Raw genomic sequence first — 26,161 nt, 5'->3', positions numbered from 1 at the left:
AACGCGGCGCACGCCGTCGTCCGCCCGTTTTTCGCCGCAGGGGAGCAGGGTTGTCTCAGTCGCCGGGCCACGTCGTCGTCGCCCCGGACAAGTTCAAGGGGTCGCTGAGCGCGGCCGAGGTCGCCGCGCACGTGGCGAGGGGGCTCGGCCCCGGCGTCACCGTGGTCACGCTGCCGGTCGCGGACGGCGGCGACGGCACCGTCGAGGCCGTCGTCGCGGCCGGGTTCACCCGGGTGGAGATCCAGGTCGCGGGCCCCACGGGAGAGCCGGTGCGCGCCGCCTACGCCTGGCGGGAGGCCGCCCGGGGCGAGCCAGGGCCGACCGCGGTCGTCGAGCTGGCCGAGGCGTCCGGACTGCGCGTACTGCCCAGGCGGGGAGACGGCCCCGGCTTCGCCCCCCTCACCGCGACCACCCGCGGCACCGGCGAACTGGTCGCCGACGCCCTGCGGCGCGGAGCCCGCCGGATCGTGCTCGGCCTCGGCGGCAGCGCCTCGACCGACGGCGGGACGGGCATGATGCGGGCCCTCGGCGTCCGCTTCCTGGACGCGGAGGGAGCGGAACTGCCCGAAGGCGGCGCGGCCCTGCGCGAACTGGACAGGATCGACACCTCGGGGACCGTTCCCCTGGAGGGCGTCGAGTTCGTCGTCGCCTGTGACGTGGACAACCCCCTGCTCGGCCCGTACGGCGCCGCCGCCGTCTACGGCCCGCAGAAGGGTGCCGGCCCCGAGGAAGTGGAGCTGCTGGAACGGGCCCTGGCCAGGCTCGCCGCTGTCGCCACGCACACCCACGGCCTGGCCGGTGCCGTCGAGCACGACGGCGTCGTCCGCTCCATGGGCGTGGCGGGCATGCCGGGCGCGGGCGCGGCGGGCGGAACGGGCTTCGCGGCCCTGGCCTTCCTGCGTGCCGCCTTCAGGCCCGGCATCGAGTATCTGCTCGACCTGCTCGGCTTCGACCGGCGGCTCGACGGCGCCCGCCTCGTCATCACCGGCGAGGGCGCGCTGGACGAGCAGACCCTGCGCGGCAAGGCGCCCGCCGGGGTCGCCTCCGCGGCGGCGAAGGCGGGGGTGCCGGTCGTCGCGGTGTGCGGCCGGTGCGACCTCGGCGAGGAGGAGCTGAACGCCGCGGGCATCACGGCGGCCTATCCGCTCACCGCCGTCGAACCCGACCCGGCCGTGTGCCTGGCCGAGGCGGGTCCCCTGCTCGAACGGCTCGCGGAGACCGTCGCGCGCGAACGGCTCTGACCCCGCCCGCCCGGAGGCCTCTCAGCGCCCCCTCAGTGCCCCCTCAGCGCCTCTTTCAGTGTCTCTTTCAATGCCTCTTTCAGTGCCAGATGGTGACCTGGGTCCCGGACGGCACCTGCTGGCCGCCCGGCGGGCGCTGGGCCAGGACCCTGCCCCTGCCCAGCCCCTTGCGCACGGTCACCTTCATCCCCGCGGCGCGAAGCTCCTCGCGCGCCGCCTTGACGTCCTTGAACATCACGTTGGGGACGACGGCCAGGGGCTGGGCCACGTCTCCGCCGTCGTCTCCCGGCACGGAGTTGTTGATCTCCCAGGGCCAGTGCCACTGGGGGTTGTTGCACAGCGACACGGTGAGCCTGATGGTCGCGCCCGCGTCGATCTCCGCGTTCGGCTGCGGGTCCTGGGCGATGACCGTGCAGGGCTGGGCGGCGTCGGTCTGCTCGACGAACTCGGGCACGAAACCCGCGCCGCGCAGCAGGGCGTCGGCCTGGTCGCGGGGCATGCCCTTGAGATCGGGCGCGACCAGGCCCGCGCTCACCAGCAGGTCGATCTTGGTGCCCTCCTTGACCCGGTTGCCCACGGCGGGGACGGTCCGCATGACCTGCCCGCGGGGCACGGTGTTGCTGGGCTGCTTCTTGACGTCGTCGACGGTCAGCGTCACCCTCGCCAGGTCCGACCTCGCCTGGGCCTCGGTCATGCCGATCACGTTGGGCACCACGACCCGCTTGGGGCCGTCCGAGGGGAACAGGACGATCTTGGACTGCTTGTCCACCGTGGTGCCCGCGATCGGATCGGTCCTGATCACGTTGCCCTTCTGCACCTTCTCGTCGTTCTCGGGCTTGCCGATCTCGACGAGGAAGCCGAGAGCCCTGGCCTCGCTCTGGGCGACGTTGACGTTCTTGCCGGTGAGCACCGGGACGACGATCGTGGTGTTCTGGGAGAACAGCCAGCCGGTCACCCCGACCGCGATCACCATCACCACGGCCAGCGCGACGAGGTACCAGTTCGGCCGGAACCCCCTGCGCGCGGGCGCGGGCGGGCGCGGGTGCGGGTCGGCCGCGGGGCCGGTGAGCAGGTCACCCCGTGGCTGGATCAGCGTGTGGTTGACGCCTCCCGCCGCGGGGGCGGCGGGGGGCTGACGGAACCCGGCGGCGGCCGTGTGCCCTCCGGTGGGCCCGGTCGGCTGCCCTCCCGCGTGCCCGGCCACGGGAGCGCTGTCCCTGGGCAGCGTCCGGTGCGCCTCGACCGCGGCGACCAGCAGCGCGGTCGCGTCCACGGGGCGCAGCGCGGGGTCGCGCGCCGTCGCCTGGGCCACCAGCGTGTCCAGCAGCGGCGGAATGTCCGGCAGCAGCGAGGAGGGCGCGGGCACGGTGTCGTGGACGTGCCGGTAGGCCACCGACATCGGCGTCTCACCCTCGTACGGCTGATGCCCCGTGACCAGCTCGAACAGCATGATCCCGGCGGAGTAGACGTCGCTGCGGGCGTCGGCGGAGCCGGAGGTCACCTGCTCGGGCGACATGTAGCCGATGGTGCCGATCATGACACCGGTGCGCGTCTGGTTCGTCGCCTCGATCGCGCGGGCCAGGCCGAAGTCCACGACCTTGACCCGCCCGTCGTCGGCGAGCAGCACGTTCTCCGGCTTGACGTCCCGGTGGATCATCCCGGCCTGGTGGGCGGCGCCCAGCGCGGCGAGGACCGGGATCATGACCTCCAGGGCCTCGCGGGCCGGCAGCCTGCCCCGCTCGCGGAGCACGTCGCGCAGGGTGCGCCCGGGGACGTACTCCATCGACAGGTAGACGTTGCCCCCGTCCGTGCCCTGGTCGAACACGTGCACCACGTTGGGGTGCGACAAACTCGCCACCGACTTGGCCTCGCCGATGAACCTGCGCACGAACGCGGGGTCCTCGGCGAGAGTGCGGTGCATCACCTTCACGGCGACCGTGCGGTCGAGCCGGACGTCCAGAGCCAGGTATACGGTCGCCATCCCGCCCCGGGCGATCCGGGACTCGACGCGGTAACGCCCGTCGAGGAGTTTCCCGACCAGGGGGTCCGTAAGCGTCGTGTCCACCCGGCAGAGTTTACGGGCGATTTGGCGCCCACAGGGTCGGCGTGTTCGAAACCGATGCGGAGAAGTTGACCGATCCCTAAGGAGTCATGGGGGATGAGGCCTCGGCGTACCTGCGGCGCGGGATACGGCCCGCGGCCCTGGCCGTACGGCCCGCGACGACCGCGGAGCGCATGGCGCGGGCCATCAGGTCGGGACGCCTCGCCCTGGTCACGGCGGTCGCGAGCAGGACGGCGTCACAGCCGAGCTCCATCGCCAGCGCCGCGTCGCTCGCGGTGCCGATCCCGGCGTCGAGGATCACCGGAACGCCCGCCGCCTCCACGATGAGTTCGATGTTGTGCGGGTTCCTGACGCCCAGACCGGAACCGATCGGCGCGCCGAGCGGCATCACCGCCGCGCACCCGGCCTGTTCGAGCCTGCGGGCCAGGGCGGGGTCGTCACCGATGTAGGGCAGCACGACGAAGCCCTCGGCGACCAGCCGTTCGGCGGCGTCGAAGGTCTCGATGGGGTCGGGCAGCAGGGTGCGCTCGTCGGAGATGACCTCCAGCTTCACCCAGTTCGTCTCCAGGGCCTCCCTGGCCAGCCGCGCGGTCAGCACCGCCTCCCCCGCGGTGAAGCAGCCCGCGGTGTTCGGCAGGACCTTGATGCCGCGCCTGCGCAGCACGTCGAGCACCGAGCCCCGCGCGGACGGGTCCAGGCGCCGCATCGCGACCGTGGTCAGCTCGGTGCCCGAGGCGGCCAGCGCCTGTTCGAGGACGTCGAGCGAGGGGGCGCCCCCGGTGCCCATGATGAGCCGCGAGGAGAACTTCTCCCCGCCGATGACCAGGTCGTCGTCCGGGTTCGTCAGTGTGTCCCCAAGCATGTCCCTCAGCCTCCCTGCACCGCGGTGAGCACCTCGACCCGGTCGGCCTCGGCGAGCGTCGTGGAGTCCCACGCGCCGCGTGAGACCACCTCGTCGTTCACCGCGACGGCCACGCCGCTCCTGGCCTCGGTCAGCCGCTGTACGGCCAGCGCCACGGTCGCCCCCCTGGGCAGCTCGTGGGCGGTTCCGTTGATCGTCACGTTCATCGGTGCTCCTGGAAACGCAGTGGAGAGCAGATCGCCCGCAGTTCGTCCTCCTCGCCGGGTGGCGCGCCGGGGGAGTGCGCCTCGGACGAGGACGGTGGGAAGAGAAGGTCGGCGGTGAGCGGGGCGAGCAGGACGCCGCCTCTGTGGTGGCCGGTGGCCAGCGACAGACCGGCGGCGGCCGACGGCCCGACCAGCGGCAGGTTGTCCGGGGTGCCCGGACGCAGGCCCGCGACCACGTCGTGGACCTGGAGCTCGGTGACGCCGGGAACGAGCTCCCGCGCGTCGCGCAGCAGCTCCCACAGGCCTCCCGCGGTCACCCGGGTGTCGAAGCCCATCTCCTCCTGGGTCGCCCCGACGACCACCTCCCCGTCGCCGCGCGGCACCAGGTAGACGGGGGAGCCGTGCACCACGCCGCGCACGCACCGCCCCAGGATCGGGGTGGCCGAACGCAGCCGCATGATCTGTCCCTTGACCGGCCGCACCGGCGGCACCGCGTCGGGCGGCAGCCCCTCAAGGCCGCCCGACCAGGCGCCGGCGGCCAGGACCACCAGGTCCGCGCCGATGGTCTCGCCGGAGGCGAGCCGTACGCCGGTGACCCGCTCCGCGGCGTCGGTCGTGAGCCCGGCGACGCGGGAGCGGACCAGCGCGCCGCCGCGCCGCTGCAGCGCCGTCAGCAGCGCCTTGACGACCCTTCGCGGGTCGACCCAGGAGTCGCCGCCGGCCAGCAGGCCACCGCGCACCGACGGGGCGAGCATCGGCTCCAGGCGGCGGCACTCGCGGCCCGTGAGCCGTTCCGCGGGCAGGCCGAGCTTGTCGACGAAGGCGGCCAGCTCGTCGAGCGCGGCCAGATCGTCGGAGCCGAAGGCGACGTCGAGCGTCCCCAGGGCCCGGTAGTCCAGGTCGAGGCCGCCGTCCTCGGTCAGGTCGGCGGCGAAGGCGGGCCATCTGGCCAGGGAGGCCAGCCCGAGGCGCAGCAGGGGCTCCTCGGTGTAGGTCACCTCGCTGACCGGCGCCAGCATGCCCGCCGCCGCGTGCGAGGCCCCCGAGCCGGGGTCGGGGTCGGCCACGGCCACCCGTGAGCCCCTCCTGGCCGCACGCCAGGCCACGGAGAGCCCGGCGACGCCTCCGCCGATGACGAGCACGTCGAAGTGGTGTGACATTCGTACCCTCCGCTCCCTTCGCCGGCATGACCCGGATCAGGTTCCTGGCGGTCGAGGGCCGCTGACGGTCACGCCGGGATCATCGCCGCCGGACGCGCGCCCCGTGCGCCGGCACGGTGTATCAGCACGTCAAATGGCCTTCGATGGTCCGCGTCGCCCCGTAGCCCTCCTCTCAGCCCGGTGCGCTCCGGGCTCCCGCGCGTCTGCTCGCTTCCACCTTAAGGGCTGTGGTGACGCCCTCACTGCGTTGGATGCGAGCTAAATACCGTTTTCGTTATCAAACAGCTAATGGCAGAGGATCGGGCAGGGCGCTTAGGCTCGTGAGTTGTGAATCATGTCGTGGTGGTTGGCGCCGGCCTGGCCGGCGTGCGCAGTGTCGAGGCGTTACGAGCCCGAGGGTTCGCCGGCACGATCACATTGATGGGCGAGGAGGCACACCGCCCCTACGACCGTCCCCCGCTGTCGAAGTCCGTCCTGCTGGGGGAGACGGACTCCACGGTCGTCGACTCCGATCTCGACGCGCTTGAGGTCGACTTCCGCCCGGGGGTGGCCGCGAAGGGACTGCGGCCGGGCGTGGTCGAGACCACCGAGGGCGAGGTGGCCTACGACGGACTGGTCATCGCCACCGGCGCCCGTCCCGTCCGGTTGCGCGGCGACGGCGAGCAGCACGTGCTTCGCACCATCGACGACGCGCTCGCCCTGCGCGAGCGGCTCGTCGCGGGCGTGCGCGTCGCCGTCATCGGGGCGGGCTGGATCGGCGCCGAGGTCGCCACCGCCGCCCACAGGGCGGGCTGCGAGGTGACCGTCGTCGAGGCGGCCGACCTGCCGCTCTCCCAGGCCCTGGGGGCCGTCGGCGGGCACACCGCCCGCTGGTACGAACAGGCGGGCGTCGAGCTGCGCCTGGGCGTCCAGGTCGCCTCCGTCGACCACGACGGGCTCACCCTGGCCGACGGCTCACGGGTCAGGGCGGACGTGGTCGTCACCGGCGTCGGCGTACGGCCCGCCGTCGAGTGGCTGGCGGGCTCCGGTGTCGAGTTGGACAACGGCGTCGTCACCGACGAGCACCTGCGCACCTCGCTGCCCGGGGTGGTCGCCGTCGGCGACTGCGCCGCCTGGTGGTCGCGCCGCTACGACCGCCGCCTGCGGGTGGAGCACTGGGACACCGCGCTGGGTGCCCCGGAGGTCGCGGTGGCCGCGCTCATGGGCGGAGACGCGGTCTACGACCCGGTGCCCTACTTCTGGTCGGAGCAGTTCGGCCACATGGTGCAGTACGCCGGGCACCACGACGACGGCAACGACGGCGAGCGCCTCGTCCTGCGCGGCGACCCGGAGAGCGGCTCCAGGTGGGGGGCCTGCTGGGTCCGCGGCGACGGCAGGCTGGCCGCGGTCCTGGCGGTGAACCGCCCCCGCGACCTCCTGCAGGGGCGCCGTCTCATCGAGGGCGGCCAGCGGCTCGACGCCGTTCGCCTGGCCGATCCGGCGGTGGCGCTGCGCGACTGCACGGTCGCTTAACCTGTCCACCGGGTGTTTGGCGGAAGGCACGATGTGGTAGTGGTGGATTCGTGACGCTTTCTGTTGCGCAGATCGACCGGGAAACAGACCAACTGGTGGGCGAGTGGCTCACCTTGACCGAGGTCGCCAGGAGACTCAACCTCAGCGCCGGTCGCGCGAAGCAACTTCTCAAGGACCGCAAGCTCATCGGAGTGCGAAGGGGCGGGGGCGAGCCACAGGTTCCCGCCGCCTTCCTCGGCAAGGACGACGTGGTGAAGGGGCTGCCAGGCACGCTCACCGTGCTGCTCGACGCCGGATACGACGACGTCGAGTCGCTCCGGTGGCTCTTCACCCCAGACGAGACCCTCCCGGGGTCCCCGGTGGACGCGATAGTCGCGGGCCGCCACACCGAGGTCAAGAGACGTGCCCAGGCGCTCGCTTTCTGACGCCCGCCTCTACCTCTGCACCGACGGGCGCCGTGAGCGCGGAGACCTGGCCGACTTCCTCGACGCCGCCCTCGCGGGCGGGGTCGACATCGTCCAGCTACGTGAGAAGGGCCTTGAGGCCAGGGAGGAACTCGCCCTCCTTGAGGTCTTCCGCGAGGCCTGTGACCGCCACGGCAAGCTGCTCGCGGTCAACGACAGGGCCGACATCGCTCACGCCGCCCGTCCCGACGTGCTCCACCTCGGACAGGACGACCTGCCGGTGCGGGCCGCCCGCGACATCCTCGGCGACGACATCCTCATCGGGCGTTCCACTCACGCCCCGCAGGAAGCCTCAGCCGCGGCCGTCGAAGCGGGAGTCGACTACTTCTGCTGTGGTCCCATCTGGCCGACGCCGACCAAACCGGGAAGGCACGCCCCCGGCCCCGCGCTGCTCAGGCACGCCGCGGCGCTGGAGACGGACCGCCCCTGGTTCGGCATCGGCGGTGTCGACCTGTCCAACCTCGACGAGGTCATGTCGTACGGCGTGCGCCGGGTCGTGGTCGTGCGGGCCATCACCGAGGCGGACGACCCGAAGGCCGCCGCGGGGGAGTTCAGGCGGCGCCTGACCGCCGGGCTCACCTGATCCGCATCCGACCGGTCCGGGCCCGGTGGACGCCGGGCCCGGCCTCAGGTGCGACGTGACGTCGCGGCCACGGCCAGATCGGCCAGGGCCGTACGGGACCGCGGGGTGATCGGGGCGCCGTCGAGCGAGACGAGGGCGTGGTCGAGATATTCCTTGATCATGCTCTCGCACGCCGCCAGGGCCCCGGTCTCCTCGATGATCTGACGCAGCCTGGCGACCCCGGTGGCGTCCAGGTCGGGGTCGCCGAGCGTCTCCTCGACCGTCCTGGCCTGGAGCGGGGTGGCCACGGCCAGGGCACGGGCGACGAGCATCGTCCGCTTGCCCTCCCGCAGGTCGTCCCCGGCGGGCTTGCCCGTCTCCGCGGGGTCGCCGAACACGCCGAGGACGTCGTCGCGGAGCTGGAAGGCGATGCCGACGCTGCGGCCGTACTCCTCGCAGAGCCGGTCGATCCACGGCTCGACGCCCCGCGCGGCCAGCACCAGGCCGAGCCTGAGCGGCTGCTCGACGGAGTACTTGCCGCTCTTGAAGAGGGCGACCCGCAGCGCGCTGTCGAAGGTGTTCTCCTCGTGCGCCTGCTCCAGCAGGTCGAGGTACTGCCCGCACATCAGCTCGGTGCGCATGTGGTCGTGGATCCGCTGGGCAGCGGCCAGCGACTCCACGGGCAGCCCGCTGTTGCGCCACATCTCCCCGGACCAGATGAGCAGCAGGTTGCCGAGCAGGATGGCGGCGCCCTCGCCGAACTGCCCGGCGGAACCGCGCCAGCCCGCCTTCTCGTGCATCGCCTGGAACCTGCGGTGCGCCGACGGCATGCCCCTGCGCAGATCGCTGGCGTCCATGACGTCGTCGTGCACGAGGGCGCTGGCCTGGAGCAGCTCAAGGGAGGCCGCGGCGGTGAACAGCGCCGGATCGTCCTCCCCGCCCGCGCCGTGCCAGCCCCAGTAGCAGAAGGCGGGCCGCAGCCGCTTGCCGCCCGCGAGGAACTCCTCGGCCGCGGTGAGCAGCGGGACCAGTTCGGGCGCGCCGACCAGGGGGCGCTGCCGGTCGACGAACTCCCTGAGGGATCGATCCACTTCGGAACGGATGGTGTCGAGAGCAGCCGCGGAAGGGGTCATACCCCGAGATTATCGGCCCGGAGGTGCGAGGTTATGCCCGCGGTGTCCCCGCCGGGGCCCGGCAGGAGGAAGGGTGTTGAACCGATCACGGTTGTGGCGCTCCGTCGGGCGGCCAGTACCCTAGGGGCATGGCTCTGGGTCGCTCGTCAGTCTTCCCCGAACGTGTGCCCACCGTCCGCGAGCTCCTCGCCGCCGGTGGCCGTTCGTTCTCGTTCGAGTTCTTCCCACCGAAGACGGACGAGGGGGAGCGTCAGCTCTGGCGGGCCATCCGGGAGCTTGAGGCCCTGCGGCCGACGTTCGTCTCGGTCACCTACGGCGCGGGCGGCGGCACCCGCGACCGGACGGTGGAGATCGTCGAGCGGCTCGCCCACGAGACGACGCTGACCCCGGTCGCCCACTTCACCGCCGTCAACCACTCCCTGCGTGAGCTGCGCCACCTGATCGGCAGGTTCGCCGGGGCGGGCGTGCGCAACATTCTCGCCGTGCGGGGCGACCCGCCCGGCGACGTGACGGGAGAGTGGATCCGCCACCCCGAGGGCGTGCAGTACGCCGAGGAGCTGGTCAGGCTCATCCGCCAGTCCGGCGACTTCTGCGTCGGCGTGGCCGCCTTCCCCTACAAGCACCCCAGGTCCACCTCCGTCGAGGCCGACACCGAGCACTTCGTGCGCAAGTGCCGGGCGGGCGCCGACTACGCGATCACGCAGATGTTCTTCCGCGCGGAGGACTATCTCAGGCTGCGCGACCGGGTGACCGCCCGTGGATGCGAGACCCCGATCATCCCCGGCATCATGCCCGTCACCCAGATGAGCACGATCGCCCGTTCCGAGCAGCTCTCCGGCGCGCCGTTCCCGCCCGAGGTCGCCGCCAGGTTCGAGGCCGTCGCCCACGACCCGGCCGCGGTGCGCGACCTGGGCATCGAGCACGCCGCCGAGCTGTGCCAGACCCTGCTCGACGAGGGCGCGCCCGGCATCCACTTCATCACCTTCAACCGGTCGAGCGCGACCCGCGAGGTCTTCCAGGCCCTCGACGTCACGACCGGGGCGGACGACCGGCTGGCGGTCTAGACGTACTGGGCCAGCGGGAGCGGGGTGCCCAGGATCGCGTAGCGCTCCTGGCCCCCGGGGAAGACGAACCCGGTCAGCAGGTCGCCGAAGCCCAGGCTCCGGTAGAGATGACGTGCCGCCGTCTCCTGGTCACGGGTCGACAGTACGGCGGTGCGCTCCAGGCGCCCCGCGCACAGGCCGGTGACCATCGCCCGGCCCACGCCCTTGCCCTGGTAGTCGGGGTGGACGTGGACCTCGGCGAGTTCGAAGGCGTCGTCGAGCCACTCGCGGGTCCTGGCCTGGCCGTCGTGCTCGGTGATCGCCTGACGGACGACGCCGTGCCACCACTGGCCGGGTTCGCCGTGGAAGCCGTAGGCGAAGCCGACCGTCCTGCCGTCGGCGCGTTCGGCGAACAGGCAGGTGAACCGGGAGTAGGAGGCGTGGCCTCTCATGATCGCCCTTCGCCCGGTGAGCTGGTCGGCGGGCGGGAGCATCGCCGCGGTGTAGACGTCGAGGACCGCGTCGAGGCCCACGGCGAACTCCTCGGGGCCGACCCGTCGCAGTTCGATCACGCAACGCACCCTAGCAGGACGACCACCATGAGGATCTGAGAGGTTCGTCAGGGTTTGGCGGGTGTCCGCCTGGCGTTCAGCGCTCGACCTCGACCGGGGTCCCGCCGGTGACGCGCAGGAGTTCGGCGAAGGAGGTCGGGAAGACCGTGTGCGGGTGGCCGGCCGCGGCCCAGACCACCTCGTGCCTGTCGAGCCAGACATCGACCAGGGTCCTGATCGGGGCGGGATGTCCCAGCGGGGCGACGCCGCCGATGACCTGGCCGGTCGCCGCGCGGACGAAGTCGGGGGTCGCCCGCCGTACCCGCGCCGCGCCGACCTTCTCGGCGACCAGACCGGTGTCCACCCGGTGGGCACCGCTGGTCAGCACCAGGAGCGGCCGGTCGTCGGCGTCGAAGATCAGGCTGTTGGCGATGGCGCCGACCTCGCAGCCGAGCTGCGCCGCGGCGGTCGCCGCCGTCGGCGTCGCCTCGTCGAAGACGACGATCTCTCCGGTGACGCCGTGCTCTCTCAGAGCCGCGGCGACCTTCTCGATGTTGGGATGCAACTTTTCCGGCACCCGGTCACTCTAAACGGGTTGACCATCGATTACCTCTTCATAACCGTTGCCGGAGAGTGGATGGTTGGTGCGCTATGGTCCGTTGTTCGGGCTTGACTGACAGGAGGGGATGATGGTGATGGGGGTTGGAGGACGGCTCGGAGTGGCCGCCCTGGTGACGGCGGGGGCGATGCTGCTGGCCTCTCCCGGTGTCGCGAACGCTCAGGTCGTCACCTCCGCGGCGACCGCGGTCACGGCCCAGGCGGCGCCGGGGTTCGTCGCCCCCGGCCAGACGCTGAGGCTCGGGGCGAAGGGGACCGCGGTCAAGGCGCTGCAGACCAGGCTGCGGGAGCTGGGCTACCTGCCGGGCACGGCCGACGGGCGTTACGGCGGCACGACGCTGACCGCGCTGTGGGCCTTCCAGAAGATCAACGGCATCGCGCCGACCAGCACCGTGACCAGGAAGACCTGGAACGCTCTACAGAACCCCAGGTCGCCGAAGGTGCTGGTGCCCAACGGCAGGCCGACCAGGGTCGAGGTCAACCTCACTCAGCAGGTGATGACCCTGTACGTGGACGGCAGGGTGAAGCTGATCAGCCACATCTCCTCGGGCAGCGGGATTCCGTACTGCGAGACGGCCACCTGGGAGGGCAAGACCCAGAAGTTCTGCGGCAGCGCCCGCACGCCGACGGGCGACTACAAGACGACCTGGCGCAGGAACGGCTGGCACAGGTCATACCTTGGTCAGCTCTACAACCCGATCTTCTTCAACGGCGGTATCGCCCTGCACGGCGCACTCTCGGTGCCGTTGGCCCCGGCCTCCCACGGCTGTGTGCGGCTGCCGATGAACGTCGCCGCGGTCCTGCCCGGCATGCTCGGCACGGGAGTCCCGGTGCACGTCCGGGGCAGATTCGTTCGCTGACGGAGTGAACACGGTTCTTCGTGCCCCCGGTCCTTCAAGGGCCGGGGGCACGGTCGTTCCCGGGGCCGCCGCGGGGCGCGGGAAAGGGCGCCGTGGCGGCCCCGTCTTGACGGCTGTTTCCCCGCCCTGTGAACACCGGGCCGTGTTCTCGTCATGGGGAACTCGTGGGGAACGCGGAACGCGCGGCGCCCACGACTCCCGGCCCCACCGAGATGCCGCAGAAAACCGCACAACGCTCAAACTCCACCTTGAACATTTAAAGCAGGCACAGGCCTATAAATCAGCCAATGCGACAGGGAAAGGGGTATGGAGGCGGCCGTGCGTCCGCTGGGTGAGGGAGGGAAGCCGGGGATGTCCGAAACCCCTTGGCCGTGACCGCCCCGGCTTGTCCGCGCGCGACCGGTGACTCTCCGGCGGTTCTTCCGAGGTGGGTGATTCGTATGGTTCCAGGCTGCCCGGTGGTGTCGAACTTTTGTTCGTGCGTTTACTTGACACTACCAGTGATCGAATTTATGTTCGATGTGATGACGTGGGGCTCGCGGTCCACGTCCAGGGTGGTTGGCCTTTCCGGGACCGTCGGCCACGGCGGCCCGGCCGGGCCGGGGCGGGCGGGGAGAGGGGAAGCTCCTCGTCCGGCCGCCCGGAGGATTTGTCGGTGGGGTCTGCGAGTGTTGACCTGACCGGCGGATTCGCCGGGAGCCGCTTGCGACCAAGGAGGCTGAAGCACATGACCCCTCGGCTCAGCGATTCCGATGGGCCCCGGCTCTCGTCCACGGTGCGGGCGCACCTGGCCGACGCGCGCGACTGTCTTGAGGAGGCGGGCGCCGCCCGGACCCCCGCAACCCGATACGTCGCCGCCCACCTGGCGGCGCTCAGAGCCGCGGCCGCGATCCTGGCCGCGCGGCCACGGCCCATGGACGGCCGCAGGCGCCGTCTGCGCAGCGCCTGGGAGCTGCTGCCCGAGGCCGAGCCCAGGCTGGCCGAGTGGGCCCCCTACTTCGAGACCAGCGCGACCAAACGGGCCGCCGCCGAGGCGGGCATGACCCGCATGGTCTCGGCGAGGGACGCCGAGGAGCTGATCTCCGAGGCCGAGCGGTTCGTCGTCACGGTGGAGACCCTCCTGGGCCTGCCCGCCCAGACCACCCTCCCGGCCCGCGTCCCCCTGGCCGGCTAGCGGCTCTAGGCCGCCGATGAGGCCAGCGGGCGGGCGGCGCGGTGGCGCAGCAGGAGCATGGCGGCGTCGTCGTTCAGCGGCTTGCCCACGTGACGCAGCAGGTCGGCGCGTAGCGCGTCGAGGGCCAGCTGCGGGTCGGAGCCGTTCAGCAGGTGCGCCCTGTCGGCCAGCGGATAGAACCGGCCCGTTCCGTCGCGCGCCTCGATGACCCCGTCGGTGTAGAAGAGCACCTGGTCACCGGGTTCGAAGCCGATCTGGTACGGCACGGCCTCGGCCCCCTTCAACGACGCCATGCCCAGCGGAAGGGCCTCGTCGGGCGGGTCGGCGAAGGAACGGCTGCCGTCGGCCGCCAGCACCATGGGCGGCGGATGACCGCAGTTGATGACGGTGATGGAGGTGCCCTCCTGAGCCTCGCCGAGATCGGTCAGGTCGGTGATCTCGGCGAGTACGGCGGTGACGAACTGCTCGCCCGACAGCTCCCGCGACAGCGCGTTCTCCAGGCGGGCCACGACGCCCTGCAGCTTGGCCTCGTCGTGGGCGGCCTCCCTGAAGGCGCCGAGCACCACGGCGGCGGTCTCCACGGCCTCCAGGCCCTTTCCCTGGACGTCTCCCACGATGATGCGCACCCCGTGCGGGGTGGTCACCACCTCGTACAGGTCGCCGCCGATGCGGGCCTCGGCCGTGGCGGAGGTGTAGGAGACGGCCACGCCGATCCCCGGCCCGGCGCGGCGCGGGACCGGTCGCAGCAGCACCCGCTGGGCGGCCTCCGCGACGGAGCGGACGTCGGCGAGCTGACGCTCGTGCCGCAGGCGTCCCGCGCTGGCCAGCACGCTGGCCACCGTGACACCGAGGATGGCGGCCATGGTGATGTTGGTGCGGGGCGTCCACAGGATGTCGTTGTAGACGCCGAGCGCCACGCACAGGGCCAGCGCGATGAGGCCGGAGATCGTGGTCCTGGCCAGGCCGCAGGCCACGCTGGCGAAGGCGGGGCCGAGGGCGAGCAGCGGCAGCAGCCCGGAGGTCGGCCCGGAGCCGAAGTCGATCAGCGCGACCAGGGCCATGACGACGAACGGCAGCAGCCTGAGCGTCTCCTGGGTCCTGGTCGCCCCGACGGAGGTCAGCAGCCGCAGGAACGCCCGGGTCTTGGTCGAGCCCAGGGCCGCCTTGAGTGAGGCGAGACGGCCTTCAGGGCGCGGTCGAGAGTGATCGTGACGATCCTCTCCCCGGGCCATGTCCACCACATCTCGTTAAATGCCATGTTTGCCTTTTCCTACCACAGCGATGGTGATCCGTGGCGGCGTGCGGGCCATGTTCTAACGAGAGAGGAAGACCACGGCTCGCGGGCACGCCCAGCCGCGCGTGCCCGCGACCGGACGGGTCGTCAGAAGGACTCGACGGCCCTGCGGGCCTCGGGGTCGAGCACACCCCAGGTGATGAGTTCCTCGGTGAGCTCACTGGGGGACTTGTCGTAGATCACGGCCAGGGAGCGCAGGTCCTCCTGACGGATGGACAGCACCTTGCCGTTGTAGTCACCACGCTGGCTCTGGATGGTGGCGGCGTAACGAGCCAGCGCACCCGCCTTCTCCTTGGGCAGCTGGGCAAGACGCTCAAGGTCGATCACAAGCTTCGGCGTGGGGCCAAGAGGGCTCGGCGCGCTGCCCCCGGGCAGGAGCTCATTGACCGGAACCCCGTAGAAGTCGGCCAGCTCGGCCAGCTTCTGCACCGTGACCGCACGGTCCCCACGCTCGTAGGAGCCGACGACAACGGCCTTCCAACGACCGCGGGACTTCTCTTCGACTCCGTGCAGGGACAGGCCCTGCTGAGTGCGAATCGCGCGGAGTCTTGCACCCAGCGACTTGGCGTATTCAGACGGCATCGTGTGGCCCCCCGGCTCGGTTATGTACTGCTTTCAGTTGATTGTCCTCCCTCGCAACTTATGCCCCAACCACCGGGTTGGCCTGGGGTAGGCACCTTCGGTGACTGATGCGTCGGGGTTTACCCGATAACGCCGCGAGGTGTGGTTACGGACAGTGACGGTAAAGCTGTGGGCGCCTAAGGTCAAGCTGATTGGAAAAAAGATGTCGAATCCGATCCGATGTGGTCCGCCTCAAACGCCGTGCTTGTCCCATGGCGGATAGTGAATCATCACCGTTTCCCGCGCCGTCCGGCGGACCCTCGCTTCCCGGCGGGACTCCTGGGCACCATCATCACCGGACAGGGGGCCGAACGTATGATCTTCAGCGAGACGTCGCCGGGGAAGACCCGCCGCAGGGGCCCGGTCTCGCTGGAGGCACAGATCAACATCGCCCCCTCGCAGTCGGTGCCCGCCAGCGCGGCGGCCACGTCCCTGCCCTCAAGCACCTCCACGTCGACCCGGACGTCGTCGTGCCCCCGGACGATCTCGTCGAGGTCGGCGGTGACCTTCTCCCTGATCCTGCCGAGCATCTCGGCCTCGACCCTGCCCCGCCGTCCCCCGCCCAGCACGAGGGTGACCAGGCGCAGCGGGACGTCCATCCGCCCGGCCAGCTCGAAGGCCTGCCGTACGGCCTCGTCGGAGGCGGGGTCGCGGCGGTAGGCCACGGTCAGCCTCCGCAGGGTCGGCGGATGGCTCTCGGCGTACCCGCGGGGCGCGAGGGCGACGGGCACGGGGGAGGTGTGCAGGAGCTGGTCGGCGGTGCTGCCGACCCGGATGCGGCCCTTACCGCCGCCGGGGGCGGGGCCGATGACCACCGCGTCGGCCTCCAGCCGCCCGGCGAGCTGGACCAGCCCCCTGCCGCTGCCCCGGTGGCCGTGGGAGACGAAGTCGACCGGCACGTCCCGCACGTCGGCCAGCAGCTCGCGGGCCTGCTCCAGGACGGTCTGCGCCTGCGCGGCCACGTAGGCGCGCCACTCGGCGTCGATCTTCCCCGGTCCCGGGGTCGGCCAGGTGGGCACGTGGACGTGGGCGACGGTCAGCCGGGCCCCGGCCCGCCGGGCCAGCAGTACGGCCAGCGTCAGCCCGTCCTGGCCCCGGCCACCGGGGACGAATCCGGCGAGGATGTGCTCGATCTTCATCGGACGCTCCTGCTGAGGCGTGAGTGGCGGTAGCCGTACAGGAAGTAGGCGAGCAGGCCGACGGTCATCCAGATCGCGAAGGCGAGCCAGGTGACCCCGGCGAGCCCCAGCATCACCACCACGCAGAAGATCACCCCGAGGACCGGTGTCAGCGGGAAGAACGGGGTCCTGAAGCTGCGCGGCAGGTCCGGCCGGGTGTAGCGCAGCACCAGCACGCCGACGTTGACGATGGCGAAGGCGAACAGGGTCCCGATGCTGGTGGCTTCGGCGAGCTGGCCGAGCGGGATGAACCCGGCCAGCAGGGAGACGAATGCGGCGACGATGATCGTGTTCGCGACCGGGACCTGGCGGCGCGGATCGATCCGTTCGAAGATCCTCGGCAGCAGGCCGTCGCGGGACATCGCGAACAGGATGCGGGTCTGGCCGTACAGCACGGTCAGCACGACGCTGGCGATGGCGATGACCGCGCCGAAGGAGATGATCAGGCCCGCCCAGGTCGAGCCGGTCGCGCGGTCGGCGATCAGGGCGAGACTGGCCTCGGTCGTGTCCGGGTCGAACCGCTGCCACGGCATGGCGCCGACGGCGGTCAGCGCGACCAGTACGTAGACGACCGTGACGATGAGCAGGGACAGCAGGATCGCCAGCGGCAGGTCGCGCTTGGGGTTCCTCGCCTCCTCACCGGCGGTCGAGGCGGCGTCGAAGCCGATGTAGGAGAAGAAGACCTGCGAGGCGGCGGCGGTGATCCCGGCGACGCCCAGCGGGGCGAAGGGGGTCAGGTTGCCGCTCTCGAAGGCGGTGAAGGCCACGACGCAGAAGAACGCCAGCACCGCGATCTTGATCAGCACGAAGACCGCGTTCGCGGCCGCGCTCTCCGAGGCGCCGCGCAGCAGCAGCCAGGTGGCCAGCAGGACGATCAGGACCGCGGTGACGTTGACCACCCCTCCCTGGTCGCCGGGGGAGTGGGTGACGGCGGCGGGCAGCTGCCAGCCGAACAGGTCACGGAGGAAGTGGTTGAGGTACTCGCCCCAGCCGACCGCGACCGCCGCGACGGAGACGGCGTACTCCAGCATCAGGCACCAGCCGCACACCCAGGCGACCAGCTCGCCCAGCGTCGCGTAGGCGTAGGAGTAGGAGGAGCCGGAGACCGGGATGGTCCCGGCCAGCTCGGCGTAGGACAGCGCGGAGAACAGGGCCGTGACGGCGGCCAGGGCGAAGGAGACGACCACGGCGGGGCCCGCCTTCGGCACGGCCTGGCCGAGGATGACGAAGATGCCGGTGCCGAGTGTGGCGCCGACGCTGAAGAGGGTGAGCTGCCACAGGGTCATGGTCCGGCGCAGCTCGCCGCCCTCGCCGTGACCGCCCTCGGCGACGATCTGCTCGGTGGGTTTGGTGCGCAGCAGCCGTACCACGGAGTCCACGTGACGCCCTCCTCGAAGAGACAGGTCAAAGGGTGCTGGCCAGCGGCCAGGTGGCGTTGGGGGTGACGATGGTGCCCGCCTCGCCCTCAAGGATCAGCTCCGCCTCGTCCAGCCTGCCGATCGCGGCCATGTCGCCGGTGGTCTCGACGAACCGGCAGGCGGCCTCGACCTTGGGGCCCATGGAGCCCGCAGGGAACCGTTCTGCGCGCAGCTGGTGGGGAGTGGTGTGGGTGATCTCCTCCTGCCGCGGGGTGCCGAAGTGCCTGGCGACCCGCGGCACGTCGGTGAGGATCATCAGGACGTCGGCTTCGAGGGCCTCGGCCAGCACGGAGGCGGTCAGGTCCTTGTCGATGACCGCCTCGACCCCCTGGAGCTGTCCCCGGTCGTTGCGGATCACCGGTATCCCGCCACCGCCCGCGCAGATCGCCACGACGCCGTCGCGGACCAGGCGGCGCAGCAGCCGGGTCTCCACGACCCGCTGCGGGGCGGGGGAGGGCACGACCCTGCGCCAGTGCCGTCCGTCCGGCTTGACGGTCCAGCCGTACTCCTCGGCCAGTCTCTCCGCCTCCGCCCGCTCGTAGACCTGGCCGACGAACTTCGTCGGGTCGTCGAAGGCGGGGTCGACCGCCGAGACGAGCGTCTGGTTGACCGTGGCGGCCACCTGCCGCCCCGGCAGCGCGTTCTGCAGGGCCTGCAGCATCCAGTATCCGATCATGCCCTGGGTCTCGGCGCCGATGGTGTCCAGGGGGTACGGCCTGGCCAGGTTGGGGTCGTTGGCGCTCTCCAGCGCCAGCACGCCGACCTGGGGGCCGTTCCCGTGCGTGATGATCAGCTCGTGCCGTTCCGCGAGCCGGGCCAGCGAGGCGGCGGCGATCCGGACGTTCTCCCGCTGGGGCAGCGCGTCGGGGCTCTGCCCCCTGCGCAGCAGCGCGTTGCCCCCCAGGGCGGCCAGGACGCGCATCCTCAGTCTCCCAGGGTGGCGACCATGACGGCCTTGATCGTGTGCAGCCGGTTCTCCGCCTGGTCGAAGACGATCGACAGCGGGGACTCGAAGACCTCGTCGGTGACCTCGAGGGCGTCGTGGCCGGTCTTCTCGAACAACTCCTCGCCGACCTTCGTCTCCCGGTCGTGGAAGGCGGGCAGGCAGTGCATGAACCTCACCCTGGGGTTGCCGGTCGCCTCGACGACCGAGGCGTTCACCTGGTACGGCATGAGCAGCTTGACGCGCTGGTCCCACACCTCGTCCGGCTCACCCATGGACACCCACACGTCGGTGTAGAGGAAGTCCACGCCCCTGACGCCCTCGGCGACCTCGTCGGTGACGGTGATCCTGGCGCCGGTCGCCTCGGCGAGGTCCCTGGCGGGCCCGGCGACCCCCGTCTCCTCCGGCCACAGCTGCCTGGGGGCCACGATCCGCACGTCCATCCCCATCAGCGCGCCGGTGACCAGCAGCGAGTGGCCCATGTTGTTGCGGGCGTCGCCCAGGTAGGCGTAGGAGATCTCGCGCAGGGGCTTGTCGCTGTGCTCCCGCATGGTGAGCAGGTCGGCGAGCATCTGGGTGGGGTGCCACTCGTCGGTGAGGCCGTTCCAGACGGGGACGCCCGAGTAGGCGGCCAGTTCCTCGGCGTAGGCCTGCCTGCTGCCGCGGTACTCGATGCCGTCGAACATCCGGCCGAGCACCCGCGCGGTGTCCCGCACCGACTCCTTGTGGCCCATCTGGGAACCGGAGGGGTCGAGGTAGGTGACGTGCGCGCCCTGGTCGTGCGCGCCGACCTCGAAGGCGCACCGGGTGCGGGTCGAGGTCTTCTCGAAGATCAGGGCGATGTTCCTACCTCTCAGGCGCGGCCTCTCGGTGCCCGCGTACTTGGCCGCCTTGAGGTCGGCAGCGAGGGTGAGGAGGAACCCGAACTCCTCGGGGGTGAAGTCGAGCTCCTTGAGGAAGCTGCGGTTGCGCAGGTTGAATGCCATGTGCCTGTCCCTGGTGAGAGGTCAGATGCCGTCGCGTTCGAGGGGGCAGCTCATGCACCGGGGACCGCCGCGGCCCCTGCCGAGCTCACTGCCCCTGATGGTGGTCACCTCGACGCCGTTGGCGCGCAGGTAGTTGTTGGTGGTGGTGTTGCGCTCGTAGGCGATGACCACGCCGGGACTGATCGCCAGCACGTTGCAGCCGTCGTCCCACTGCTCCCGCTCGGCCGCGTAGACGTCCTGCGTCGGGGTGAGGATCCTGATCTCGTCCAGGTCCATGGCGCGGGCGATGGCCCGGTGCATGTCCTCGGGCGCGTGATCGGTGATCTTGAGTTCCTTCTCCGTGTCGCCGGGTTCGACGGTGTAGGAGGGCAGCATCCCGAGCCCGGCGAACTTGACGAACACCCCGACGTCCACGCTGGTCATCACGGTGTCCAGGTGCATGAACGCCCGTGCCTTCGGCATGTTCAGGGCCACGATCCGTTTCGCGCCGCCCTTGGCGAACAGGCTGCGCGCGAGCATCTCGACCGCCTGCGGCTGCGTGCGCTCGCTCATCCCGACCAGTACGGCCCCGCGGCCCAGCACCAGCACGTCGCCGCCCTCGATGGTCGCGGGCGCGGCGGCCATGCCCGGCATCCACAGGTTGAAGCCGCCCTCCTGCGGCCTGTCGAAGCCCGGGGCGAACATCGGGTGGAAACGGTAGATCGCCTCGTAGTTCACGGTCTCGCGCTGGCGGGCCTTCTTGCGCATCGCGTTGACGGAGACGCCGTCGTAGATCCAGCAGGAGGTGTCGCGGGTGAACAGGTGGTTGGGCAGCGGGGGCAGGACGAAGTCGTCGGGGCCGAGGGTGTGGAAGGCCAGGCTCTTGGGGTCGGTGCCCCGTTCGACGAGTTCCTGCTTGGTGATCCCGCCGGTGAGGTAGAGCTGCAGGTCGTCGGAGTGCATGGCGTCCAGCGCGTTGCGCAGGGCGTCCACGGCCATGGGGCCGAAGAAACGCTCCTCGATGACGTGGTCGAGGATGTACTTGCGGGCCTCGGGGATGTCGATCGTCTCGCGCAGCAGGTCGCCGAGGAGGTGGACGGCGACCCCGTGTCCGTGCAGCACCCGCTGGAACTCCTCGTGTTCCTCGACCGCGCGCTGCACCCACAGCACGTCGTCGAAGAGGAAGTCGTCCTTGTTCGACGGGGTGAGCCGCTTCAGGGACAGCTCGGGCCTGTGGAGCAGGACCCGGTGGAGCCGCCCGACTTCGGAGTCGACGTGAAAGGTCATCTCTCTTCCTCCGTGCTGGCCTCGTGATGGCCGGTCGGTCAACGGTCGTGCCCGGCCGCCGGTACGGCGGCCTCACCTCCCGGGCCGTACTCGCCGCGTCTGGCCTTGGTCCAGATGTAGACGGGGATGCCCACCAGGAGCATCAGGAATCCGACGAAGACGGCCTGGGTGCCGGCGCCGTACGCCATCCAGAAGGCGAACAGGACGGCGAGGGCGGTCACGGCCAGGTCGCGGCCGAGCCTGGCCCCCTTGACCTCGCGAGCCCCGGTGACCAGCCAGAACAGCTGGGCGCAGGCGGAGAAGAAGTAGGGGATGACGGTGGTGAAGGTGGCGATGAGCAGGATCCTGTCGAAGCCGCCCTCCGAGCCGAGATAGTTGTAGAACACGACCAGCGAGGTCAGCGCGGTCCCGGCGACGATGCCGACCCAAGGGGCGCCGCGGCGCGACCGCCGGGCGAAGACGGAGGGGAACAGGCCGTCCCTGGCGGCGGCCATCGGCATCTCCGCCACGAGCATGGTCCAGCCGTTGATGGCGCCGATGCCGGAGACGATCGCGCAGGCGGCCATGACGCCGCCGCCGACGCTCCCGCCGAACATGGCGTTGATCGCGTCGGCGAAGGGGGCGGTGGAGCCGACGAGCGCCTGGTGCGGGACGAGGCCGAAGACGGCGACCGTGCTGAGCATGTACATCGCGGCGCAGATCAGCACGCCGTAGACGCTGGCCCTGCCGATGTTGCGGGCCGGGTCCCTGACCTTCTCCGCGACGATGGTGACGCTCTCCACGCCCGAGTAGATGAACAGCGCCAGCGCGCCCGCGGTGGACAGGGCCGCGATCCAGGAGCCGCCGGTCGCCACGAAGGGGCCGAAGTCGGCTCCCCGCATGAAGAACAGGCCGACCACCGCGACGAAGACCAGCGGGACGAACTTCAGCACCGTGGTGACCAGCGCGAAGACGCCGATGTTCCGCACGCCGCTCAGGTTGATCAGCGCGGGGACCCACAGGGCGACGAGCGCCAGGGCGATCCGGGCGGCGGGGGAGTCCCAGCGCAGGAAGTAGCCGACGTAGTTGACCCAGACGACGGCGATGGCGGCGTTGCCGATCCAGGCGGTCAGCCAGAACGACCAGGCGTTCCAGAAGCCGGAGAACTCACCGAAGGCGTCCTTGGCGTAGGCGTACGGCCCGCCGCCCTCCGGCAGGCGCGCGCCGAGCCTGCCGAACACCACGGCGAGCGCGACGGCGCCGATCGAGACCAGGGCCATGGCCAGGATGCTGACGGTGCCGTAGGCGGCCAGCGAGGCGGGCAGCAGGAACACGCCCGTGCCCACGATGTTGCCCACGATCAGGGCGATGGCCGCGGGAAGGCCGAGTTTGCCGTGTTCCCCGGCGATCTCCTCGGCCGCCTCGTCGCGGATCACTCCTTCTTCTGCGGCGGTGCGCCCTCGCGGACGGTCGCCGAAGGAATCTCCCATCCCACGCCCCCTGGCACGCATCCCCCGCACTGCCCGTTTCGGGTGCCGATAACCAATGGGGTCCCCAACGGGGAAAGGTGTGAAACCCGTCCTACCAGGGCGGACGGCGCGCGGAGCCGGAGGTCAGCCGCGGGTCAGCGCGTGGGTGGGGGAGGGGGCGACCTCGGCGGCCGAACCCGAGATCGGGGGAAGCAGCACGGCCATGATCGCCATGATCGCGGCCAGCAGGGCGACGGGGATCAGGACGCCGGGGAAGGCGCCGCGGCGGGCGGGCAGGGGCTCGGCGGTGACCGCGCCGGTCGCGAACGACGACAGCGTCTCGGCCAGGAGGGGGTCCTCGCTGTAGATCCGGTCGGCGATCCCGTCGAGGGCGCGCTTTTCGCGAGCGGACAAGCCCATGGTTCTCGATTCCCCGGTGGCTGACGATGACCCGAAGGATTTTAATGGCACTTTGTCGGGTTTTGCCAAGCTAGGGAGGTAGATCTTCGTCCATCCAGAGATGTTGATCAATACCATGAAATATCCGGATTGTAGGCATATGGGCTGTATGTGTGGTTTGTTGTGGTTGGAGGGTCAAGGGGGTGCTTCAGGAGCATCGCCGGGCGGCTGCTAACGTGAGGACGTCAGCTTCCTTTAAGACCCGTCCCGTGAGGCGGGAAAGGTGGTGTTCGCATTGGCTGATGCCGTTTCGCATGCCCGCGGTGGCGCGCACGCGGTCCTCGAAGGACCCGACATCAATCGCGCGCTGATCCGCATCTCCCACGAGATCCTCGAACGCACCAAGGGTGCCGAGGACATCGTCCTGCTGGGGATCCCCACCAGGGGCGTTCACCTGGCCCGCCGCCTGGCCGGCTACATCAGGCAGTTCGAAGGCCGTTCCGTGCCGGTCGGGTCCCTCGACGTCACCATGTACCGCGACGACCTGCGCCTGCGGCCCGCCCGCGCGCTCGGCCGCACCGAGGTGCCCGCCGACGGCATCGACGGCAGGATCGTCGTCCTCGTCGACGACGTCCTCTACTCGGGCCGCACCGTCCGCTCCGCCCTCGACGCCCTCAACGACCTGGGCCGTCCGCAGGCCGTCCAGCTCGCCGCCCTGGTGGACCGGGGCCACAGGGAACTGCCGATCAGGGCCGACTACGTGGGCAAGAACCTCCCGACCTCCAAGTCCGAGATCGTCAAGGTCTACCTGGAGGAGAACGACGGCCGCGACGCCGTCCTGCTGCTGAAGGAAGACGACAAGTGAAGCGGCACCTGATCTCGGCGGCCGACCTGAGCCGTGACGACGCCCTGCTGATCCTGGACACCGCCGACGAACTGGCGAAGATCTCGGAACGTTCCATCAAGAAGCTGCCGACCCTGCGTGGCCGTACGGTGGTCAACCTCTTCTTCGAGGACTCCACCCGCACCCGCATCTCCTTCGAGGCCGCGGCCAAGCGCCTGTCCGCCGACGTCATCAACTTCTCCGCCAAGGGGTCGAGCGTCTCCAAGGGGGAGTCGCTGAAGGACACCGCGCTCACCCTGGAGGCCATGGGCGCCGACGCCGTCGTCATCAGGCACGGCGCCTCGGGCGCCCCGCACCGCCTGGCGAACTGGGTGCGCGGCAGCGTCGTCAACGCCGGGGACGGCACCCACGAGCACCCGACCCAGGCCCTGCTCGACGCCTTCACCATGCGCCGCCGCCTCGGCTCGCTCGACGGCAGGAAGGTCACCATCGTCGGCGACGTCCTGCACAGCAGGGTCGCCCGCTCCAACGTGCTCCTGCTGGCCACGCTCGGCGCAGAGGTGACCCTGGTCGCCCCGCCGACCCTGCTGCCGGTGAGCGTCGGATCCTGGCCCTGTGAGGTCTCCTACGACCTCGACGCCGTGCTGCCCAAGTCCGACGTGGTGATGATGCTGCGCGTGCAGCGCGAGCGGATGAACGCCGCTTTCTTCCCCACCGAGCGGGAGTACAGCCGCCGCTACGGCCTCGACCGCGAGCGCGTCGCCCGGCTGCACGACGAGGCCATCGTGATGCACCCGGGCCCGATGAACCGGGGCATGGAGATCGCGGCTGAGGTGGCCGACTCGCCCCGCTCGACGATCGTCGAACAGGTCACCAACGGTGTGACCACCCGCATGGCCGTCCTTTACCTGCTGCTCGGCGGCGCCGACCTCGGAGGAGAGATCCAGTGAAGACCATCGTCATCAAGGGCGCCAGGATCCTCGGCGGAGAGCCCGCCGACATCCTGATCCGCGACGGAGTCTTCGCCGAGATCGGCCAGGACCTGAGCGGGGACGAGACGGTCGACGCCACCGGGCTCATCGCGCTGCCCGGCCTGGTCGACCTGCACACCCACCTGCGCGAGCCGGGCCGCGAGGACGCCGAGACCGTGGAGAGCGGCACCCGCGCCGCCGCGCTCGGCGGTTACACCGCCGTGCACGCCATGGCCAACACCGACCCGGTCGCCGACACCGCGGGCGTCGTCGAGCAGGTCTGGCGTCTCGGCCAGGAGGCGGGCCACTGCGACGTGCGCCCGGTCGGCGCCGTCACCGTCGGGCTCGACGGCGAGCGCCTGGCCGAACTCGGCGCGATGGCCGACTCGGCCGCGCGGGTGCGCGTCTTCTCCGACGACGGCAGGTGCGTCTCCGACGCGGTGCTCATGCGCCGCGCCCTGGAGTACGTCAAGGCCTTCGACGGCGTGGTCGCCCAGCACGCCCAGGAGCCGCGCCTGACCAAGGACGCGCAGATGAACGAGGGCGCGGTCTCCGGCAGGCTCGGGCTGACCGGCTGGCCCGCGGTCGCCGAGGAGGCGATCATCGCCCGCGACTGCCTGCTCGCCGCGCACGTCGGCTCACGCCTGCACGTGTGCCACCTGTCCACCGCGGGCTCGGTCGAGATCGTCCGCTGGGCCAAGTCGAAGGGCTGGGACGTCACCGCCGAGGTGACCCCGCACCACCTGCTCCTGACCGACGACCTCGTCGAGGACTCCCCGGTCGGCTCCTACAACCCCATCTACAAGGTGAACCCGCCGCTGCGCACCCGCGCCGACGTCGAGGCGCTGCGCGCGGGCCTGGCCGACGGCACGATCGACTGCGTCGCCACCGACCACGCCCCGCACCCGGTGGAGGACAAGGAGACCGAGTGGGCCGCCGCGGCCATGGGCATGATCGGCCTGGAGACCGCGCTGTCCGTCGTGCAGGAGGCCATGGTCGAGACCGGGCTGCTCGACTGGGCGGGTGTGGCCGAGCGCATGTCGTCCGCCCCGGCCAGGATCGGCCGGGTGGCCGAGCACGGCGGGCCGATCGAGGTGGGGGCCCCGGCCAACGTCACCCTCTACGACCCGGCCGCGCGCGCCGAGGTCGACCCGGCCGGATACGCCTCCAAGAGCCGCAACACCCCCTACCAGGGCAGGAGCCTGCCCGGCAGGGTCGTGGCGACCTTCCTGCGCGGCAGGCCGACCGTCCTGGACGGAAAGATCGCGTGAGGCCCGGCCCGAGCGGGCCTGCCGTACGGCTGTGCCGTCCCGGCGTCGCCCCGGCGGCGTCAGGGCGCCGTCGC

The 26,161-nt window shown here is 71.1% G+C and carries 26 protein-coding genes; 10 read left to right on the top strand and 16 right to left on the bottom strand.

The genetic code is table 11. The features are described from left to right. Positions 1 to 50: 50 nt before the first annotated feature. On the top strand, positions 51 to 1,241 hold the full coding sequence (locus ABZ470_RS06595) for a glycerate kinase (RefSeq protein WP_362910432.1): 1,191 nt from the start codon (positions 51 to 53) through the stop codon (positions 1,239 to 1,241). Between the two features lie 79 nt (positions 1,242 to 1,320). Here ABZ470_RS06595 and pknB read toward each other — a convergent pair whose 3' ends face one another. From pknB to thiO, 4 genes are all read right to left on the bottom strand, one after another. Further along, positions 1,321 to 3,306 carry a Stk1 family PASTA domain-containing Ser/Thr kinase gene (gene pknB, locus ABZ470_RS06590; RefSeq protein ID WP_352008924.1) on the bottom strand — a complete coding sequence of 662 codons (1,986 nt, stop codon included), beginning with the start codon at positions 3,304 to 3,306 and terminating at the stop codon, positions 1,321 to 1,323. Between the two features lie 76 nt (positions 3,307 to 3,382). Beyond that, positions 3,383 to 4,165, bottom strand: coding sequence for a thiazole synthase (locus tag ABZ470_RS06585; protein ID WP_362910429.1), 783 nt, complete (start codon positions 4,163 to 4,165; stop codon positions 3,383 to 3,385). 5 nt (positions 4,166 to 4,170) lie between these two features. Continuing rightward, a complete protein-coding gene (gene thiS / locus ABZ470_RS06580; RefSeq protein WP_352008926.1) occupies positions 4,171 to 4,371 on the bottom strand; it encodes a sulfur carrier protein ThiS in 201 nt (66 codons plus the stop codon). Next, positions 4,368 to 5,531 (bottom strand): glycine oxidase ThiO, encoded by a 1,164-nt coding sequence (thiO, locus tag ABZ470_RS06575; protein WP_352008927.1) that lies wholly within the window; start codon positions 5,529 to 5,531, stop codon positions 4,368 to 4,370. The genes thiS and thiO overlap by 4 nt, the downstream gene beginning before the upstream one ends. A gap of 327 nt (positions 5,532 to 5,858) precedes the next feature. On the opposite strand from thiO, the gene ABZ470_RS06570 reads away from it, so the two are divergent. The 3 genes from ABZ470_RS06570 to thiE are packed head-to-tail and all read left to right on the top strand — an operon-like array spanning position 5,859 to position 8,090. Next, positions 5,859 to 7,043 (top strand): FAD-dependent oxidoreductase, encoded by a 1,185-nt coding sequence (locus ABZ470_RS06570; protein WP_362910426.1) that lies wholly within the window; start codon positions 5,859 to 5,861, stop codon positions 7,041 to 7,043. A 50-nt stretch (positions 7,044 to 7,093) separates the two neighbouring features. Continuing rightward, positions 7,094 to 7,468, top strand: a complete 375-nt coding sequence (locus ABZ470_RS06565; RefSeq protein WP_352008929.1) for an Rv2175c family DNA-binding protein — start codon at positions 7,094 to 7,096, stop codon at positions 7,466 to 7,468. Beyond that, positions 7,446 to 8,090 (top strand): thiamine phosphate synthase, encoded by a 645-nt coding sequence (gene thiE / locus ABZ470_RS06560; RefSeq protein ID WP_362910423.1) that lies wholly within the window; start codon positions 7,446 to 7,448, stop codon positions 8,088 to 8,090. The genes ABZ470_RS06565 and thiE overlap by 23 nt, the downstream gene beginning before the upstream one ends. Before the next feature lie 44 nt (positions 8,091 to 8,134). Here the strand turns inward: thiE and ABZ470_RS06555 are convergent, their stop codons facing one another. Beyond that, positions 8,135 to 9,202: a polyprenyl synthetase family protein gene (locus ABZ470_RS06555; RefSeq protein WP_362910421.1), complete on the bottom strand. Its 1,068-nt coding sequence runs from the start codon at positions 9,200 to 9,202 to the stop codon at positions 8,135 to 8,137. A 128-nt stretch (positions 9,203 to 9,330) separates the two neighbouring features. Here ABZ470_RS06555 and metF point away from each other — a divergent pair, with 128 nt between their 5' ends. Continuing rightward, the gene (metF, locus tag ABZ470_RS06550) at positions 9,331 to 10,266 is read left to right on the top strand and encodes a methylenetetrahydrofolate reductase [NAD(P)H] (protein ID WP_352008932.1); all 936 of its coding nucleotides are present in this window, start codon (positions 9,331 to 9,333) and stop codon (positions 10,264 to 10,266) included. Here the strand turns inward: metF and ABZ470_RS06545 are convergent. Both ABZ470_RS06545 and ABZ470_RS06540 read right to left on the bottom strand, forming a co-directional pair. After that, positions 10,263 to 10,817 (bottom strand): GNAT family N-acetyltransferase, encoded by a 555-nt coding sequence (locus ABZ470_RS06545; protein WP_362910419.1) that lies wholly within the window; start codon positions 10,815 to 10,817, stop codon positions 10,263 to 10,265. The two genes, metF and ABZ470_RS06545, sit on opposite strands and share 4 nt — an antisense overlap. Positions 10,818 to 10,893: 76 nt before the next feature. Further along, positions 10,894 to 11,373 (bottom strand): YbaK/EbsC family protein, encoded by a 480-nt coding sequence (locus tag ABZ470_RS06540; protein ID WP_352008934.1) that lies wholly within the window; start codon positions 11,371 to 11,373, stop codon positions 10,894 to 10,896. 118 nt (positions 11,374 to 11,491) lie between these two features. On the opposite strand from ABZ470_RS06540, the gene ABZ470_RS06535 reads away from it, so the two are divergent. Together ABZ470_RS06535 and ABZ470_RS06530 are read left to right on the top strand one after the other, a co-directional pair. After that, the gene (locus tag ABZ470_RS06535) at positions 11,492 to 12,274 is read left to right on the top strand and encodes a L,D-transpeptidase family protein (RefSeq protein ID WP_362910417.1); all 783 of its coding nucleotides are present in this window, start codon (positions 11,492 to 11,494) and stop codon (positions 12,272 to 12,274) included. Positions 12,275 to 13,001: 727 nt separating this feature from the next. Then, on the top strand, positions 13,002 to 13,448 hold the full coding sequence (locus tag ABZ470_RS06530) for an SAV_6107 family HEPN domain-containing protein (protein WP_352008936.1): 447 nt from the start codon (positions 13,002 to 13,004) through the stop codon (positions 13,446 to 13,448). A gap of 5 nt (positions 13,449 to 13,453) precedes the next feature. Here ABZ470_RS06530 and ABZ470_RS06525 read toward each other — a convergent pair whose 3' ends face one another. The 9 genes from ABZ470_RS06525 to ABZ470_RS06485 all read right to left on the bottom strand — a co-directional run bounded on the left by ABZ470_RS06525 (position 13,454) and on the right by ABZ470_RS06485 (position 23,016). After that, positions 13,454 to 14,680, bottom strand: a complete 1,227-nt coding sequence (locus ABZ470_RS06525; protein ID WP_362910415.1) for a PP2C family protein-serine/threonine phosphatase — start codon at positions 14,678 to 14,680, stop codon at positions 13,454 to 13,456. 149 nt (positions 14,681 to 14,829) lie between these two features. Further along, the gene (locus ABZ470_RS06520) at positions 14,830 to 15,324 is read right to left on the bottom strand and encodes a transcriptional regulator (protein WP_271219163.1); all 495 of its coding nucleotides are present in this window, start codon (positions 15,322 to 15,324) and stop codon (positions 14,830 to 14,832) included. Positions 15,325 to 15,593: 269 nt separating this feature from the next. Next, the gene (locus tag ABZ470_RS06515) at positions 15,594 to 16,502 is read right to left on the bottom strand and encodes a universal stress protein (RefSeq protein ID WP_362910413.1); all 909 of its coding nucleotides are present in this window, start codon (positions 16,500 to 16,502) and stop codon (positions 15,594 to 15,596) included. After that, on the bottom strand, positions 16,499 to 17,920 hold the full coding sequence (locus ABZ470_RS06510; RefSeq protein WP_362910411.1) for an amino acid permease: 1,422 nt from the start codon (positions 17,918 to 17,920) through the stop codon (positions 16,499 to 16,501). Before ABZ470_RS06510 ends, ABZ470_RS06515 begins: the two co-directional genes overlap by 4 nt. 25 nt (positions 17,921 to 17,945) lie before the next feature. Then, on the bottom strand, positions 17,946 to 18,881 hold the full coding sequence (arcC, locus tag ABZ470_RS06505) for a carbamate kinase (RefSeq protein ID WP_362910409.1): 936 nt from the start codon (positions 18,879 to 18,881) through the stop codon (positions 17,946 to 17,948). A gap of 2 nt (positions 18,882 to 18,883) precedes the next feature. Next, positions 18,884 to 19,888, bottom strand: coding sequence for an ornithine carbamoyltransferase (gene argF, locus ABZ470_RS06500; protein WP_352008941.1), 1,005 nt, complete (start codon positions 19,886 to 19,888; stop codon positions 18,884 to 18,886). Positions 19,889 to 19,909: 21 nt separating this feature from the next. Beyond that, positions 19,910 to 21,154, bottom strand: a complete 1,245-nt coding sequence (locus ABZ470_RS06495; RefSeq protein ID WP_362910407.1) for an arginine deiminase — start codon at positions 21,152 to 21,154, stop codon at positions 19,910 to 19,912. Positions 21,155 to 21,192: 38 nt separating this feature from the next. Next, complete coding sequence (locus tag ABZ470_RS06490) at positions 21,193 to 22,623, bottom strand: amino acid permease (protein WP_362910405.1); 1,431 nt, start codon at positions 22,621 to 22,623, stop codon at positions 21,193 to 21,195. Positions 22,624 to 22,746: 123 nt separating this feature from the next. Continuing rightward, positions 22,747 to 23,016, bottom strand: coding sequence for a DUF3040 domain-containing protein (locus ABZ470_RS06485; RefSeq protein WP_352008944.1), 270 nt, complete (start codon positions 23,014 to 23,016; stop codon positions 22,747 to 22,749). A 280-nt stretch (positions 23,017 to 23,296) separates the two neighbouring features. Here ABZ470_RS06485 and pyrR point away from each other — a divergent pair, with 280 nt between their 5' ends. Genes pyrR through ABZ470_RS06470 form a run of 3 tightly spaced genes read left to right on the top strand, consistent with a single transcriptional unit; the run spans position 23,297 to position 26,087 of the window. Then, on the top strand, positions 23,297 to 23,866 hold the full coding sequence (gene pyrR / locus ABZ470_RS06480; protein WP_352008945.1) for a bifunctional pyr operon transcriptional regulator/uracil phosphoribosyltransferase PyrR: 570 nt from the start codon (positions 23,297 to 23,299) through the stop codon (positions 23,864 to 23,866). Next, positions 23,863 to 24,795, top strand: a complete 933-nt coding sequence (locus tag ABZ470_RS06475; RefSeq protein WP_362910403.1) for an aspartate carbamoyltransferase catalytic subunit — start codon at positions 23,863 to 23,865, stop codon at positions 24,793 to 24,795. The genes pyrR and ABZ470_RS06475 overlap by 4 nt, the downstream gene beginning before the upstream one ends. Then, entirely contained in the window at positions 24,792 to 26,087 is a 1,296-nt protein-coding gene (locus ABZ470_RS06470; RefSeq protein ID WP_352008947.1) for a dihydroorotase, read from the top strand. Before ABZ470_RS06475 ends, ABZ470_RS06470 begins: the two co-directional genes overlap by 4 nt. Positions 26,088 to 26,161 lie beyond the last annotated feature (74 nt).

It is taken from the genome of Streptosporangium sp. NPDC020072, assembly GCF_040631445.1.
Lineage (GTDB): Bacteria > Actinomycetota > Actinomycetes > Streptosporangiales > Streptosporangiaceae > Streptosporangium.
The sequence above is the reverse complement of the archived record's forward strand: the minus strand, read 5'-3'. Positions and strand labels throughout refer to the sequence as shown.

Excerpts from the sequence above, each read along its gene's own strand:
- metF (WP_352008932.1), top strand. The coding sequence starts at position 9,331 with ATGGCTCTGGGTCGCTCGTCAGTCTTCCCCGAACGTGTGCCCACCGTC.
- ABZ470_RS06515 (WP_362910413.1), bottom strand. The coding sequence starts at position 16,502 with ATGAAGATCGAGCACATCCTCGCCGGATTCGTCCCCGGTGGCCGGGGC.
- ABZ470_RS06535 (WP_362910417.1), top strand. The coding sequence starts at position 11,492 with ATGGGGGTTGGAGGACGGCTCGGAGTGGCCGCCCTGGTGACGGCGGGG.
- thiS (WP_352008926.1), bottom strand. The coding sequence starts at position 4,371 with ATGAACGTGACGATCAACGGAACCGCCCACGAGCTGCCCAGGGGGGCG.
- ABZ470_RS06495 (WP_362910407.1), bottom strand. The coding sequence starts at position 21,154 with ATGACCTTTCACGTCGACTCCGAAGTCGGGCGGCTCCACCGGGTCCTG.
- arcC (WP_362910409.1), bottom strand. The coding sequence starts at position 18,881 with ATGCGCGTCCTGGCCGCCCTGGGGGGCAACGCGCTGCTGCGCAGGGGG.
- ABZ470_RS06525 (WP_362910415.1), bottom strand. The coding sequence starts at position 14,680 with ATGGCCCGGGGAGAGGATCGTCACGATCACTCTCGACCGCGCCCTGAA.
- thiO (WP_352008927.1), bottom strand. The coding sequence starts at position 5,531 with ATGTCACACCACTTCGACGTGCTCGTCATCGGCGGAGGCGTCGCCGGG.
- ABZ470_RS06585 (WP_362910429.1), bottom strand. The coding sequence starts at position 4,165 with ATGCTTGGGGACACACTGACGAACCCGGACGACGACCTGGTCATCGGC.
- ABZ470_RS06520 (WP_271219163.1), bottom strand. The coding sequence starts at position 15,324 with ATGCCGTCTGAATACGCCAAGTCGCTGGGTGCAAGACTCCGCGCGATT.
- ABZ470_RS06530 (WP_352008936.1), top strand. The coding sequence starts at position 13,002 with ATGACCCCTCGGCTCAGCGATTCCGATGGGCCCCGGCTCTCGTCCACG.
- argF (WP_352008941.1), bottom strand. The coding sequence starts at position 19,888 with ATGGCATTCAACCTGCGCAACCGCAGCTTCCTCAAGGAGCTCGACTTC.
- ABZ470_RS06555 (WP_362910421.1), bottom strand. The coding sequence starts at position 9,202 with ATGACCCCTTCCGCGGCTGCTCTCGACACCATCCGTTCCGAAGTGGAT.
- ABZ470_RS06490 (WP_362910405.1), bottom strand. The coding sequence starts at position 22,623 with ATGGGAGATTCCTTCGGCGACCGTCCGCGAGGGCGCACCGCCGCAGAA.